The organism is Pseudoalteromonas sp. 2CM36K (assembly GCF_023161865.1).
GTDB classification, from domain to species: Bacteria; Pseudomonadota; Gammaproteobacteria; order Enterobacterales; family Alteromonadaceae; genus Pseudoalteromonas; species Pseudoalteromonas tetraodonis.
The window spans coordinates 22,388-37,686 of sequence record NZ_JALNTK010000014.1 but is presented as its reverse complement, the minus strand read 5'-3'; the positions used below and the strand labels follow the sequence as shown (position 1 = coordinate 37,686).

Here is a 15,299-nt window from a genome sequence, read left to right as displayed (position 1 = left end):
CGATAAACATTAAATCAAACGGTGCAGATACAACAACGCCCCGAACCAAGCGGGGCGTCACACCAAAAAACGCAAAACTGTGTGGCCTAGGGCCAAGCTTGGTTGCGAGTCAGTACCCTGACCAAATTAAACTTCATTAGCTTAAACGCAAAACGCGCATTACTTAGAATGCGCGATATAAAGTAGTAAGTTTAAACCTACTATTAAGATTGGTTGCGGGAGCCGGATTTGAACCAACGACCTTCGGGTTATGAGCCCGACGAGCTACCAGACTGCTCCATCCCGCGCCAATAGATAAAAAGTTAATAACTTAATATCGCTGTTAGTAAATTTTATAATCTACTAAACAATGGCCACTATTATAAGGATGTGCCACTAAATTAGCAACCATAATAAGTAATAAGTTGATAAAAAAAGCAATGCTGTTTATTGCTTTGCTCTATGATTAAAACGACATGTAGAAATCGATCGCTTTTTAAAATACTGCGTATAAAAATAATTTTGGCTCATTATGAAAAAATTCAAAACCTTAAAACTAATTTTAGGTGACCAGCTAAACCCCGCTCATTCTTGGTTTAAAGATAAATCCGATGACACCGTGTTTGTTATTGCCGAGCTCATGCAAGAAGCGCAGTACGTAAAGCATCACGTACAAAAAATATCAGCCTTTTTTAAAGCCATGGAAAACTTCGCTAACGCCTTAAAAGATGCTGGCTTTAACGTTTTGCATTTAACGTTAGATGACACCAAAGACGATGATAACTTACCCGCTCTTTTAACTCGATTAGCTAAGCAGCATGAATGCACCTCAATTGAATATCAATACCCAGATGAGTACCGTTTAAAAACACAACTGCACAACTTTGCCACTAACAGCGAATTAGCTGTGACTGCCTGTGACAGCGAGCATTTTTTATTAGCATTTAACGATATAGACAAACGCTTTAAAAAAGATAAACACGTCACTATGGAGCATTTTTATCGGGCAATGCGTAAGCAGTTTGATATTTTAATGGATGATGACAAACCTCATGGCGGTCAATGGAATTTTGATGCGAATAACCGTAATAAGTTTTCAAAAAGCGATTTAGCCGATATCCCCAAACCCAAATTATTTAAAAATGATGTTAGCACCATCATTGAGCGTTTAGATAAACATAAAATAAAATACTTTGGGCAAATAGAAACCCAATTAAGCTGGCCAACAACCCGTAAACAAGCAATAAGCGCACTTGATCACTTTTGTGCACATTTACTTCCCCGTTTTGGTCAATTTCAAGATGCGATGACAGATCAATGCCCTGATAAAGATACCTTTTATCACAGCCGGTTATCATTTGCGTTAAATGCCAAAATTTTACATCCTCGCTATGTTATCGACCGTGTGGTCAAAGAATACCAACAACGCCAAGATGAAATATCTATTTCTCAGGTTGAAGGCTTTATTCGTCAAGTACTGGGTTGGCGAGAATATGTGCGTGGCGTGTATTGGAAAAACATGCCCGATTACGCTAACAAAAACCAGCTTAATGCAACCCGTGCACTGCCACGTTATTTTTGGAATGGTAAAACAAAAATGAACTGCTTAAGCCACTCATTAACACAAAGCTTAGACAGCGCGTATGCCCATCATATTCAACGTTTAATGGTAATAGGTAATTTTTGTTTACTAACCGCTATTAACCCTGATGAAGTGGATGAATGGTATTTGGGTGTTTATATCGATGCTATTGAATGGGTAGAAATGCCTAACGCACGAGGGATGAGCCAATTTGCTGACGATGGCATCATTGCTACCAAGCCTTATGCGGCTAGCGGCAACTATATAAATAAAATGAGCGACTACTGTAAAAGCTGCCAATATAAGGTGAAAGAAAAAGTAGGAAAAGACGCTTGCCCGCTAAATAGCCTCTATTGGCAATTTATGCAAACACACCGAGAGCGGCTTGAAAAAAATCCACGAATAGGCATGATTTATCGCAATTGGGATAAACAAGATGAATCATTACGCCAAGAAACTTTAGATCAAGCTAGCCACTATTTAAATAGTATTGAAGAGCTATAAATACAAATGCCGTCAATTGGCGGCAACACCCTTGATAGTTAATATTAAAGTACCAAATACAGGTAATGTTGTTACTTAAATGTTAAATCTGTTTATCGTGTCAGTGTAATGAGCTTATTTTTTAATTGCATCTCTTACTCCAGACTATGATGAGAATAAAATGAAAAAACAATTAATTGCAGCGACACTTTTACTACTGAGTACAAGCCAAGCTCAAGCTTTTAGTCAAGAAACTCACAAACGTATTGTTCTTGATGCTGTTAACTATATGCAGCAGCACCCAACTAGTACTGAATATGCAGCCCTACGGGCAGTACGCTGCACAAAACAATCTGACAATCTCTGAATTAGCCGAGCTGCTTGGACAAGCTGCTTATGATGTAGATGACTTTGAAGACACTTTTTTCTGTGGTGCAATCACAGGTTCGTGTGTTCAAGCGCCTGTATGGGGAGCAGCGCAAAGCATAGTTAAATATACAAGCTATTGGCATTTTCAAAATCATACTTAAGGTGCAGACCAACATGGTAACGATTTTGGTGGTTATAATTATGACAAGCTCACTGTTTGGGGCACGATTGATAATCTTGCGTCTGCTTGGCTTAAAGGTGACTACCTTGATGATGGTGAAGGGGGTGAAACAGGTTGGTTTAATGCCGATTCTTCAAAATAAAACAGTTATGGTGTAACAGAATCTCACTATAGAATCGATAGTAACTCAACCTATTCTATGTACGACGACTTTGAAGAAATGCCATTTCAACCTATCGATAATTTAGGGCAATATTGGTATCAAAGTTACTTACAAAGCGGCAATCCGCAGGTATTAGGGTTTGTGTTCCATACTACTGATTTATTACAACCTCACCACACATGGACCAAATCAGATCTAATTCATTCTAGCTGGGAAAGTTGGGTAAACGATTACGATTACTATGACCAAGAGCAGCTCAACAATTTATCACTCGTTACTCAAGCAATGCAAACGTTCTCGCCTTTAGATAAAAATAGCCAAGATGTTCGCCCATTATTAACTCAAGGCGGTTCATTTTCTTATGCACAAGGTGGGATTGTACTCAACTCAGAAGATCATTTTGATCGCCTTAATATAGCTAAGCAGGTCGTGCCCCATGCAATAGCAATGGTGGTGCACTTATTAAACCACGCCATGGTTGCTCGCTAATGAAAAAAATGGCTATTTTAGTGATTACATTACTAGGTGTGTTTTACCACTCCCTAGTAATGGCATCATTTACACAATACAGCAATAATGAAATTAACTTTATGCATCGTGCTTATTTAAAGCACAACCCTGATATTACAATCAATGAAGTTAGAACTCGTCTGTATGAAAATCAGTTTTTATTACAACAAGCTGCGCTAAAAACGCCTGCGATAATAAAACGACAATCTGCTGTTGGTTTTAGGACTCAATACCATGTTGAACGTTACTTAAAAAATCTGTTCGATTCACAATTAGCTATAAGCGCACAGTCAAGCCCAATAAAGCTTGAGATTTATGATAACCAATGGCTTAAACGCACATTAGGGCCCTACCCTAAAAATGGCCAGTATGTGCAAAGCGCCATAAAAAATGCAGCAGTTTGATTTAACCCCTCTTTTGTATAACGCTATTAATTTATATGAATTTGTCGATGCATTATCAATGCAGGTACGCTTTAAACTCCACAAAGGAGATAGTGAACTATTCAAAAGTGAATTAATAAAAAAACGGCAATTCAATATAGCGTTTTCAAAAGCCAAACCGATTTTGGCAAAACAGAATATTGATATTGAACATCTGTATGAAATAGCTCAAGGAGATATTTTGCGCCCCTCCATTCAAAGCTGGCTAGACATAAATACAATGATGCATATGCAAAGCCCCGCTCTTGAAAAACTAGAGAAACAAGTAAACAAAAGCGAAATTAAAGCATTTTATCAAGCCAATAAATCGCAGTTTAAATTTTTAAGCCACGTAAAAGCCCATGGAGCTCAATTTTCTCATCGAGCCAATGCTGTAAGTTTTCGCACCTTGGCCGGTAACAAAACGCTAAAACAAGCATTAGTAATATCAGGAAAACAAGATATATATGCTCAATACAACAGTGAATTAAACCGTAAAAACAAAAGTAGCTGGGTTGTACAACTTGCGTTCACAACTAAAGAAAACACCATTTCTCCTATTATACGTACACCCAGTGGTGAATCGGTGGTGATACACAGTTATGAGCATCAGTTTGAGTACTTTTCGCCAGAAGATGAAACTGTTCGATACCAAGCAACAAAGGCCATCGCAGAACAAAAAGCGGTACAACAGTATGAGGATACTTGGCTCAAGTGGCAAAATAAGACAGGAGTAATTTTATGAGTAAAAAAGTTTTCGTTTCTGTTGTTGTAGCTTGTGTTGGTATGTACGCACTTTTTACTCAATATACTAGTAAACCAACGATAAAGAATATTGATTCCCTTAACCAAGCTAAAAGTGTTAAGCAAATAACGTCACTTGAGCTGACTACTGCTGACATGACCCAAGAGCTGAAAAGCACGCAATTAAACACGGTTACAACTAATAATACGAGCCCTCAGCCTTTGCTACCAATAACCTCTCCTGCCTATTTACCCAACATAGTAAAAAATACTCAGCCAATTGCTCAGTACGGTGGTGGTTTAAATAATCACCAGGCATATCAAGATTTCCACCTTGAACAGCAAAGACAGCTAGAGCAACGTTTTGTTATTGCTGCACAAGCCAAAATATTAAAACTTGAAGAATTACTGGCTAAAGGTGGCTAAAGGCCGACAAAAAAAGCTTTCACAAGAACAACTACAAATAAACTTAAAAGACTAACAACGCAAAAAGCCGCCAAATGGCGGCTTCTCACAGGGAAAATACGTGTGCTAGCTTAACTATTTGCTTTCTAGCATATTGCCTGAGCCAATCTCGATTTTACGTGGCTTAAGCGCTTCTGGGATCTCACGCTCAAGGTCGATGCTTAGTAAGCCATTGGCTAAGTCTGCACCAAGTACTTTAACGTGGTCGCCTAACTGGAACTTACGCTCAAAGTTACGCTCGGCAATCCCTTGATGAATAAATTTACGCTCATCATTTTGCTCTTTACCCGCTTTAGTGCCTGATACAACCAAAGTGTTATTTTCAGATTGCAAGGTTAACTCGTCTTCACTAAATCCGGCCACAGCCATAGTGATACGGTACTTGTCTTTATCAAGCGCTTCGATGTTATAAGGAGGAAAACTTGGCTGCTTGTCAGTTTGCGCAGCAGCATCCATTAATGATGCTAAATGATCGAAACCAATGAATGAACGGTATAGGGGTGATAAATCTACTGTACGCATAATAATATCCTCATATTTAAGCGATATATTGCTGCTACTTTTCGTTTGAACAAGTAACGGCAAAAGTTAATTAATAATATAATTTTCAAATAGTTCTGATTTACTGAAGACCCATAAGGCGTCCTCAAATAACTATCTATGGGCGGGCAATTTTATTTCAAGATTTTTTTATAAAATATTTTTATTTTTTTACAGGCCCTAAAAAAAAGCGAACGCAATAATCGTTTTTTTGCACTGTAATAAAAAATGAAATTAGTTACACTAGGGTCAACTAATCTGAGGAGAGCGTTATGTTAACAGTAATTTTTGGCCGTGAAGGCTGCCCTTTTTGTGTTCGCGCTAAAGATGTTGCAGAGCAACTTGCTAATGATCGCGATGATTTTAAATACCGCTACATCGACATCATCAAAGAAGGTATCAGTAAAGAAGATTTAGAGAAGTCTGCAGGCAAACCATGCCCAACCGTACCGCAGATTTTTGTAGACCAAACTCATATTGGTGGATTCACTGAATTTGAAGCCTATGCTAAAGAAAACCTAGGCCTTTACCAGTAATTTTGTAGACAGAGTGTTAACCAGCTCAATTAACGCACAATTGAAGCTGGTTAAATTTCGACCAACATCAAACACATATAAATTAGTTGTAATTTATACAAGCATTTGCCTCGCATTTCCTATACAATGCGCGCCTCTTTAAATTCGTTGAGGCGTATTAATGTCAGAACCAGTCACGTTTGAATCTCTAAATCTTTCTCCTGCAATTTTAAAGGCAGTTGAAGAGTTGGGTTACAAGACACCATCTGAAATCCAAGCTCAATGTATACCGTTATTGCTAGAAAGAAAGGACGTACTGGGACTAGCACAAACGGGTACAGGTAAAACAGCAGCATTTGCACTGCCATTACTAAATAATATTGACCCGTCTGTGAAACAGCCACAGATCCTTGTACTCACACCTACCCGTGAGCTTGCGATCCAAGTAGCTGAGGCATTTGAACAATATGCAAAACACACTCGTGGTGTTGAAGTATTGGCACTTTATGGTGGCCAGAGCTACAGCATCCAGCTGAGCGCACTTCGTCGTGGCGCACAGATTATCGTTGCTACACCAGGTCGCTTAATCGATCACATAAACCGTGGCACTATCAAGTTTGATGCTTTACAAGCACTTGTACTTGATGAAGCCGATGAAATGCTACGTATGGGCTTTATCGATGATGTAGAAAGCATCATGGAAAAAACACCGCGTGAAAAGCAAACATGTCTTTTCTCTGCGACTATGCCTAAGCAAATTCAAAACATCAGCAGCAAATATATGAATAACCCTGAACAGATTCATATTTCTGCGCGCAACTCAACTGTATCATCAGTTGAGCAAGTGTTTTGGAATGCCCATGTTCATAAAAATAAAGCGATTGTTCGTTTCTTAGAAGCTGAACAATATGAAGGTGCTATTGTTTTCGTACGTACGCGTAACGACACAGTGCAACTTGCTGAGTTATTAGAGCGCGAAGGTTTCTCTGCAGCGCCACTTAACGGTGACATGAACCAGCAAGCGCGTGAGCGCACGGTTGATCGTTTAAAAAGCGGCATGCTAAACGTTGTTATTGCAACAGACGTAGCGGCACGTGGTCTTGATGTAGACCGTTTAAGCTTAGTTATCAACTACGACATTCCACAAGACTCTGAAGCCTACGTTCACCGTATCGGCCGTACAGGTCGTGCTGGTCGTACTGGTAAAGCGATTCTTTTCGTTAAGCATAACGAGCGTTATTTACTTAAAAATATCATTCGTCATACTAAATCTGAAATCGCACAAGTTGAATTACCTACAGCTAAAGTTGTTGAAGAAAAACGTATCAATGCCTTACAAGAAAAGCTTACGCTTGCTCTTGAAAACAAAGATATTACTTTCTTCAATGAAGTGGCTACCAACATGGCACAAAAACTTGAGCTTGCTCCTGAAGACTTAGCGGGTGCGTTACTGTGTTTAGCACAGCAACAATCACCAATTAAAGTTGAAGAAGTTAAGATTCAACCGCGTGAGCGTAACGAACGTAATGATCGTAATCCTCGTAGCAATGACCGTGGTCGTCGTAACGAACGCGGTGGTGAGCGTAAACCTCGCGAGCGTAACAGCCGTGATGCAGGCCCTATGGATACATACCGTATCGAAGTAGGTCGTGAACATGGTGTTCAAGTTAAGAACATTGTTGGCGCAATTGCTAACGAAGCAGACATTTCAAGCAAGTTTATTGGTGACATTCGTCTTCACGATAATCACAGTACGGTACAATTACCGCAAAACATGCCTAAAGATGTACTTGATCACTTCCAAAAAGTGTTTATTTGTAAACGCCCAATGGGTATGACATTAACACAAGATCAAGGCCCTTCTGAGCCACGCGGCGAGCGTTCTGAACGCCCTGCTGGTGACAAGAAGCGTAGCTTTAATAAAGATGGTCAACGCCCTGATAAGCGTAGCGGCCCTCGTAAAGATCGTCGCCCAGTTAGCTTTACCGCTAAGTAAGCAACGACTCTTTAGAAAAAAAGCCTTGGCATGAAAGTGCCAAGGCTTTTTTGTGTCTGGAATTCAGCTATCAGCTTAATTTCCCTAACTCGAAGCCGCAAGCCAGTATTAGGTACTTAACTAACATATTGAATTAAAATATATTTTGTTTGCTTTCTCTAACCAGAGATTGCAGTGAAAACAAGGCTAAATTACACGTCAATTACTAGCCTATTGTAAGTAAATTCAACGCAATTAGCGTTGAAAAAGCTGCTTGAGATAGCTTTATTACCCAATAACTCAGATTACTTAATGTGTATAAACATGTTTTCTTTGATTTTTAAAACAATAAAATTTATGTAAACTAAGCAAAGGCTATAATTCATGGACGAATTAAAAATTGAAAAGAAATTACGACAACTTACTCTTTGTAGCAATAATGTTCCCTATTTTATTATGCATCATTATTCCTATCTTAATGGACTTTACAGATCCACCATTTATCACAAATGAAATATACGACGTTATTTTCTTTATAACACTCCCTATTATTTGTGGCGCATCATTCATCTATTTAAATATACTTGTATTCAATAAATATAGACGCTGCAGTAAATACAGAGAGCATCTTAAATCTAGTTTCTCAGATACAAAAACGAAATTATCAGTAATATTCACGTATCCATTAATCCCTTTTTTAATCTATGGAACAATCTATATTTTTATCTCTGAGCCCATAAAGTTATGGGCTTACTACACGCAAGGCGACTATTGGTATAAGGAATATATCCTAACTGATGTACAAAAGTGTGGTTCTGATTATGAAGATAGTTGTACTCATTTATATTTTAAAGATCCTAAAACAAACGAAACTCATGATTTTAGATGGTACGACGATAAGCCTACAATAATGAATAACAAAAACGATTATGTTTATATTCTTGGTGAGGCCAGTTTGTTTGGCTATATAGTGAGAGATTTAGAAAGGTAACTTAGACTTACTTTGAATATTACAGCACTTTTATATAAACCTCACTCGAGTGAGTGAGGTTTATGAATCAAAATTAAGTTAAGGCGCTACTGCTGGGTACACGTAGCTGGCATCAAGTCCTAATGGGAGACCGAGTGCCCAATATCCCAGCAAGAAGATACTCCAGCCAATCATAAAGGCGATTGAATACGGTAGCATCATCGCGATAAGCGTACCTATGCCTGTACCTTTAACGTATTTTTGACAGTACACCACGACTAGTGGGAAGTATGGCATGAGCGGAGTGATAATATTAGAGCTAGAATCTCCCACGCGGTACGCCGCTTGCGTTAGGTCTGGCGAAATACCGAGTTGCATTAGCATAGGTACAAATACCGGGCCTAACAGTGCCCACTTAGCCGAGCTTGAACCAACAAATAAGTTTACAAAACCAGTTAGGAAAATAATCCCTACTACCGTTACTGAGCTCGGTAACTCCATTGCTTTTAATACTTGAGCCCCTTCAATTGCCAGTAAAGCACCTAGGTTTGATTTACTAAATGCAGCAATAAATAATGAACAAAAGAATGCCATAACAATGTAATACGCCATACCATTCATGGCTTTGCTCATCGCATCTATCATGTCTTTAGAGGTTTTAAAGGTCCCTACAGTAAAACCATATACTGCGCCTGGGATCCAAAATAACAAAAATATCAGTGGCACTATTGATTGCATTAGTGGTGAACTAAAATTTGTTAACGAGCCATCGCTGCTGCGCATCGCTGAATCAGCCGGTGCAGATACATACGCTAATAATGCAATACCTGCAATCATTACACTACTTGCAATAAGAAAGGCGCGCTTTTCGTCGCTACGCGCATCTTCAAATGCTGGTAGGTCTTGAGTTTCGCCATCTACTGGTGAATTTTTTAAACGTGGTTCAATAATTTTATCGGTGATATACCAACCTAACAGCACAATAAATAAACTTGATGCTGAAGCAAAGCCCCAGTTATTAAGCGGGTTAATGCTCATTGTCGGATTAATAATTTGTGCTGCACTTTGGGTAAAGCTTTGCAATAGTGGGTCAATTCCAGATGGAATAAAGTTAGCACCAAAGCCACCACTCACCCCCGCAAATGCCGCTGCAATACCGGCAAGCGGATGACGACCGGCGGCAAAAAATATTACCCCAGCAAGAGGTATAACTAACACATACCCTGCATCGGTAGCCGTATGACTCACAATAGCCACCAAAATAATTGAGGGTGTTAGTAATTTTCTAGGCGTTACTTTGAGCATTAATTTAAGGCCGGTATTAATAAAGCCCGAATGCTCTGCAACGCCCACACCTAGCATTGCAACCAGCACTACACCCAGTGGCGCAAAACCGGTGAATGTTTTTACCATAGAAGATAAAAAAGTGGCCAACGAATCGCTGGCAAGCATGTTATTAATGATAATGGCTTCGCCAGTACGAGGGTCTATTGCATCAAATGTGACGCTTGAAAACCACCAAGACAAAAACCAGATTAATAACATGGCAAACAAAAAGATAATTGCTGGATCAGGCAGCTTATTACCTACCCGTTCAACAAAATTTAAAAATCGCGCAACTATGCCCGTTGGCATTGTCGCATCATTATTGTTATTCATTTCACTTGTTCCCTAGAATTTAGACTACGCTACTTTAGCGTATCTAAGGAATGAGGTAAATTTTAACTGAGTAAACAAGTTCTTTTTTAGCCACAAAAAAACGCGGCTCAGTGGCCGCGCAGTTATAAATGAATAAAAAAGCTTATGCGAGTGCTTTTACTTCATCCCATATTCTTACTACGAGTGCTTTATCGTCTTCATTAAGTTCGCCATTGCGATAGGCTTTTACTAGGCTTTTTTCAACGGTGTCGTTTAGCTCAGTAATTTCTAAATTTAGCTCCTCAACTTGGGCATACCCTACCGCTAAATCAAAGTGACCACGTAAATAACCGCCGGCAAATAGCTCATCATCAGTGGCTTTTATCACTAAATCATCAAAATATTGCTGCGCAGCATCTATGTAATTTACTAAACTCATGTGTTACTTCTCCTCAAGGTGCAGCCCATCTTGATGACCTACTGCATACATAATATGGTCGTTAAACCCACTGATTACACGTATATAACCGCTTAATTCATCATCTAACTCGCTATCGCCGGTGTCACAAATTAGCGGTCGGCCATTTAAAGCCTGTAATTTAGTTTTTGTTGCCACTACAATAATATTGTCGCGGCCTATCGCTTTAATTAACGCAGGACTGAGTTGTTGATTACCTCGACCAAAAATATGCCCTTGACCGCCAATCAAGGTGATCACTAATTTTGTCTTACGTCCTGTCGTAAGTTCAAGTAATTGTTGAGCTGTTAAGTCTTGGCCTACTAAAGCTTGATCTTCAACTAAATCAACACCGAGCAGTGTATTCTCAAGCCCCATTTCTTCCATCACCGCGCCAACGGTAGAGCCACTGCCCATTACATAGAGGGTATCGGCATCCATTTCACTGACCACATAAGCGGCAATATCAGCAAGTACCAATTCATCGGTTTCTTTACCGCCATTTTTAACCGCTTGTACATAGCGCACTTCACTGGGTACTTGCATTTCGCCATAACGTTTTGCTTTTACTGTTCCTTGGCGAAAGGCGACTTCATCAATGTCCATCACATCAGCATCGCTTAGCGTTACCAGCTCACCTTTAACTAACATTTCAACTACGCGACCTGCAGCTTTTGGCGTTATGGCATATACTCCAGAGTGAATTTTACACCCCGCAGGAATACCCAAAACAGGTACGGAGTCTTCTACAGCATGGCAAATGTTACGCGCCGTTCCGTCGCCACCAGCAAATAAGATTAAATCTACACCTTGCTGCTGTAATAAACGAGCTGCCGCTTCAGTATCGTCACTGGTTGTGGGTGAGCTACTTTGATAAACCACTTGCGTATTAAAGCCGAGCGATTTTGCTGTGTGCTCCCCCATTTCATCATTAACAGTATAAATAGTAATATTTGACTGATAAGGTACCAGCACTTCAAGTGCAGCTTTAGTGCGGCTATTTGATTTAGGCTCAGCGCCTAATGCAATGGCTTTAGCGGCGGTGTCTTCGCCGTCACTGCCTTTTAACGCCACACTACCGCCCAATCCTGCAACCGGGTTTACAATCAGCCCTAACTTAAACTGCATCTTTTAGCTCCTCGGGTGAATGCCATGAAAACTGCGCAGCATTTAAAGGCCACGTGGTGTTATAAAATTTACACAGTGCTTTTAATAATAAGGTTGTTCGCGGGTTAAACCCGTTTTGCAACAACTCTAATAACTTTGCATGAACACGCGATTGAAACGCAAATCGACAAGTTTGCTCACCATTTAAATTATCTATCGATACGTTAAAATCGAACCCAGCAGCCACACTCAATGCCCACTCTATTGCTTGAGGTTTTACCTCTACTGACTCAAACTCTGCTTGCTGTGTAGCATCGCGCCCATCAGGGCAATACCAATAACCATAATCTTCACTTAAACGGCGTTGCGCACCTGCCACTAACCAATGGGCTATTTCATGCAATGCACTGGCATAAAAACCATGGGCAAACACAATTTGATGATACGGGGTTGAATCATTTGCGGGAATATAAATAGGCTCATGCTCACCTTTTACCAAACGCGTGTTATAGCTTTGGTAAAAAGTGTGTTCGAAAATAGAAATTAGATCAGCTACTTGGTGCATAAATACTTCGTATACTCGTTTGAACCCGATGCTTTAAAGACAGATGAAATTAGTATAAAGCACACTAAAAACGAAGCGAATTGTACGTACTTTTATCTACAAAGTAAAAAATTAGCGATGCATTAATTAAGGCTTCCTTACCATACTTTATTTACTGAACGCTTAATTACGCTTACCATACACCAACAAAAAACCTGAATTGACTCACTCTTATGGTTAAACAACACAGCTTTTTATCGTGGCTATTTATCTCTTTTACTTTTTTAACACTCTTGGCTGCTTCTGCCAGCAGTTATGCAAAAAGTATAAGTATTAACGTATTTGCTATTCCTTCTAAGCCTATTGTTGAGTTAGTCGCTAACACCAGCGATGAATTGGCTACGCACCAAATTATTACGTTTTACCAACAAGGGTTACCCGTACACGCCACCTTGTATTTAACGGATTATCCCGTTGACGCACAAAACGAAATTAAGAAAGTGGTAGAGCGTATTGTAAAAGAGCATCAGTCGTTTGAGATAAAAGCCAATGGGTTTAATGTGTCACCAAGTAATTGGGCATTTATAAAATTAGAAAAATCATATCAGTTACAACGCTTAGCCGACGAGGTTACCCTTAATCTTGAGCCGCTTCGCGATCATCAAGCGCTAGTGCCAAGTTGGGTAAAGCATTACCCTAATAAACTTGTGGCTTTTGAACGTTATGGCAGCCCTAATGTATTTCAGAATTTTCAGCCGCATTTAACCCTACTCGCGAATGAACAAAGCCCAGCATTAGCGTTAGTACAAAAAGCACTGCACGCTGAGCCGCCCCAGGCACAAGGTGAAATAATTGGGATTGGAATTGGAGTGTCTGATCAATTTGGTCAACAAAAAGAAATACTCGCTAAGTACTTTTTTGATGCCAAATAAATAGTTAATAACAGGGCTAATTACACACTTTATGACTAATAATATTTATGGGTTTGTGGTTAGCTTATCTGTTAAATGTTTTTTAAGTATGCGGGTGTTACGCGTATTTGCTTTGAACATGGCATCAAAAATATCTCCAAAAAATGGAATGAGCCCGCCAACAAAATCAATCAACATATTTATAATAATACGGCTTTTTACTCGCTTGCTAACATCTAAGCGCTGCGCTTCAATTAGTACATAGCCAGACAAAATAAGTCCCGCTAAATCACCTATTACAGGTAAAAGCCCAATCAGCGACTCAACACCAAATTTAAATTTAGTAAACGGAATACCAATACTGCTATCGGTAAAGCGGCTAAACTCTTCGAGTCGTTTTATGGTGGCTTTATATTCAGCTTGTGTAACGTGAGATTGATTGTTTTTTTGCATACTAACAGCTCTCTTATTTTTAGGTGCGCTGAGCACATTTAAATTATTGAGCGGCAATAAAGATGTATAGCTTGTACATAATAAACGCGCTGGTGCGCGTTTATTATTAATTTATAGTAAATCGCGCTTAGATAGCGCCTTTAATTGGCCCATGTTCGTGATTTACATGCGGGTTTTGACCGCGTTGACGTAGTAAATGATCCATTAAAGTAATGGCCATCATTGCCTCAGCAATCGGAATAGCACGAATGCCTACACAAGGATCGTGACGACCTTTAGTGATCATCTCAACCGCTTCATTACTCGTGTTAATACTATTACCGGGAATGGTAATACTTGATGTTGGCTTAAGCGCAATGGATGCGATTATATCTTGCCCTGTAGAAATCCCTGCCAATACGCCGCCGGCATGATTTGAGGTAAAACCATCAGGGGTTAACTCATCACGATGCTCTGAGCCTTTTTGCTCAACCACATCAAAGCCATCGCCAATTTCAACGCCTTTTACAGCGTTAATACTCATTAATGAATGGGCAAGTTCGGCATCTAGCCTATCAAATACCGGCTCACCTAAGCCAACAGGCACATTTTTAGCTACTACTTTTACTTTAGCGCCAACTGAGTCACCTTGTTTTTTAAGGTCACGCATATATTCATCGAGTGCCTCAAGCTTGCTAACGTCTGGGAAAAAGAATAAGTTATTTTCCACTTCATCCCAATCGTAATTTTCGGCTTTAATTGGCCCTAGTTGACTCAAACACGCACGTACTTCAATACCATGAAATTGCTTTAAATACTTTTTAGCAATAGCGCCTGCGGCAACCCGAATAGCGGTTTCGCGCGCAGATGAACGGCCACCACCACGGTAATCGCGAAGGCCGTATTTGTGCCAGTAGGTATAGTCACCGTGGCCTGGGCGAAATACATCTTTAATTTTGCCATAATCTTGTGAACGTTGATCGGTATTTTCAATTAATAAACCAATGCTGGTACCAGTGGTTTTACCTTCAAAAACGCCCGCTAAAATTTTGATTTGGTCGCTCTCACGACGCTGCGTGGTATAGCGACTTTGCCCAGGTTTGCGTCTGTCTAAATCGTGTTGTATGTCGGCCTCAGTGATTTCAAGGCCTGCGGGCGTGCCATCCACTACGCCGCCTAATGCAACGCCGTGGCTTTCGCCAAAGGTGGACACTTTAAATAACTGCCCTATGCTATTACCTGCCATTAACTTTCCTCATTCCTAATGACTTATAGCCGAGAATTAACTCGGCTATTGTTTTGCCCAGCCATT

14 protein-coding genes, 1 tRNA gene and 1 pseudogene are annotated in these 15,299 nt (G+C 39.9%); 8 read left to right on the top strand and 8 right to left on the bottom strand.

The window, feature by feature from the left end:
* Positions 1 to 210 precede the first annotated feature (210 nt).
* Positions 211 to 287 (bottom strand) — tRNA-Met (locus MTN97_RS10080).
* A 224-nt stretch (positions 288 to 511) separates the two neighbouring features.
* Between MTN97_RS10080 and MTN97_RS10075 the strand changes: the two genes are divergently transcribed.
* The 5 genes and pseudogenes from MTN97_RS10075 (at position 512) to MTN97_RS10055 (ending at position 4,859) form a co-directional block, all read left to right on the top strand.
* Positions 512 to 2,065, top strand: coding sequence for a cryptochrome/photolyase family protein (locus MTN97_RS10075; RefSeq protein ID WP_248474310.1), 1,554 nt, complete (start codon positions 512 to 514; stop codon positions 2,063 to 2,065).
* A gap of 160 nt (positions 2,066 to 2,225) precedes the next feature.
* A pseudogene (locus MTN97_RS10070) lies at positions 2,226 to 3,246 on the top strand (phospholipase).
* On the top strand, positions 3,246 to 3,671 hold the full coding sequence (locus MTN97_RS10065; RefSeq protein ID WP_248474309.1) for a hypothetical protein: 426 nt from the start codon (positions 3,246 to 3,248) through the stop codon (positions 3,669 to 3,671). Before MTN97_RS10070 ends, MTN97_RS10065 begins: the two are co-directional and overlap by 1 nt.
* Complete coding sequence (locus MTN97_RS10060) at positions 3,658 to 4,434, top strand: peptidyl-prolyl cis-trans isomerase (RefSeq protein WP_248474308.1); 777 nt, start codon at positions 3,658 to 3,660, stop codon at positions 4,432 to 4,434. Before MTN97_RS10065 ends, MTN97_RS10060 begins: the two co-directional genes overlap by 14 nt.
* Complete coding sequence (locus tag MTN97_RS10055; RefSeq protein ID WP_248474307.1) at positions 4,431 to 4,859, top strand: hypothetical protein; 429 nt, start codon at positions 4,431 to 4,433, stop codon at positions 4,857 to 4,859. The genes MTN97_RS10060 and MTN97_RS10055 overlap by 4 nt, the downstream gene beginning before the upstream one ends.
* 114 nt (positions 4,860 to 4,973) lie before the next feature.
* Here MTN97_RS10055 and MTN97_RS10050 read toward each other — a convergent pair whose 3' ends face one another.
* Positions 4,974 to 5,420, bottom strand: a complete 447-nt coding sequence (locus MTN97_RS10050; protein WP_036983183.1) for an Hsp20 family protein — start codon at positions 5,418 to 5,420, stop codon at positions 4,974 to 4,976.
* Between the two features lie 290 nt (positions 5,421 to 5,710).
* On the opposite strand from MTN97_RS10050, the gene MTN97_RS10045 reads away from it, so the two are divergent.
* Positions 5,711 to 5,974, top strand: a complete 264-nt coding sequence (locus MTN97_RS10045) for a GrxA family glutaredoxin (RefSeq protein WP_008114535.1) — start codon at positions 5,711 to 5,713, stop codon at positions 5,972 to 5,974.
* Between the two features lie 160 nt (positions 5,975 to 6,134).
* Entirely contained in the window at positions 6,135 to 7,949 is a 1,815-nt protein-coding gene (locus MTN97_RS10040) for a DEAD/DEAH box helicase (RefSeq protein WP_248474306.1), read from the top strand.
* A 1,048-nt stretch (positions 7,950 to 8,997) separates the two neighbouring features.
* Here MTN97_RS10040 and MTN97_RS10035 read toward each other — a convergent pair.
* The 4 genes from MTN97_RS10035 to MTN97_RS10020 form a co-directional block, all read right to left on the bottom strand.
* Positions 8,998 to 10,557 carry an AbgT family transporter gene (locus MTN97_RS10035; RefSeq protein WP_036983190.1) on the bottom strand — a complete coding sequence of 520 codons (1,560 nt, stop codon included), beginning with the start codon at positions 10,555 to 10,557 and terminating at the stop codon, positions 8,998 to 9,000.
* A 142-nt stretch (positions 10,558 to 10,699) separates the two neighbouring features.
* On the bottom strand, positions 10,700 to 10,975 hold the full coding sequence (locus MTN97_RS10030; protein WP_024602794.1) for a YfcL family protein: 276 nt from the start codon (positions 10,973 to 10,975) through the stop codon (positions 10,700 to 10,702).
* A 3-nt stretch (positions 10,976 to 10,978) separates the two neighbouring features.
* Positions 10,979 to 12,121 (bottom strand): ATP-NAD kinase family protein, encoded by a 1,143-nt coding sequence (locus MTN97_RS10025; protein WP_248474305.1) that lies wholly within the window; start codon positions 12,119 to 12,121, stop codon positions 10,979 to 10,981.
* Entirely contained in the window at positions 12,111 to 12,665 is a 555-nt protein-coding gene (locus MTN97_RS10020; protein ID WP_248474304.1) for an elongation factor P hydroxylase, read from the bottom strand. The genes MTN97_RS10025 and MTN97_RS10020 overlap by 11 nt, the downstream gene beginning before the upstream one ends.
* A 212-nt stretch (positions 12,666 to 12,877) precedes the next feature.
* On the opposite strand from MTN97_RS10020, the gene MTN97_RS10015 reads away from it, so the two are divergent.
* Positions 12,878 to 13,576, top strand: a complete 699-nt coding sequence (locus tag MTN97_RS10015; RefSeq protein ID WP_069440252.1) for a 2'-5' RNA ligase family protein — start codon at positions 12,878 to 12,880, stop codon at positions 13,574 to 13,576.
* A gap of 45 nt (positions 13,577 to 13,621) precedes the next feature.
* Here the strand turns inward: MTN97_RS10015 and MTN97_RS10010 are convergent, their stop codons facing one another.
* Both MTN97_RS10010 and aroC read right to left on the bottom strand, forming a co-directional pair.
* On the bottom strand, positions 13,622 to 14,008 hold the full coding sequence (locus MTN97_RS10010; protein WP_069440253.1) for a DUF4112 domain-containing protein: 387 nt from the start codon (positions 14,006 to 14,008) through the stop codon (positions 13,622 to 13,624).
* Between the two features lie 127 nt (positions 14,009 to 14,135).
* Entirely contained in the window at positions 14,136 to 15,233 is a 1,098-nt protein-coding gene (gene aroC, locus MTN97_RS10005) for a chorismate synthase (protein ID WP_069440254.1), read from the bottom strand.
* Positions 15,234 to 15,299 lie beyond the last annotated feature (66 nt).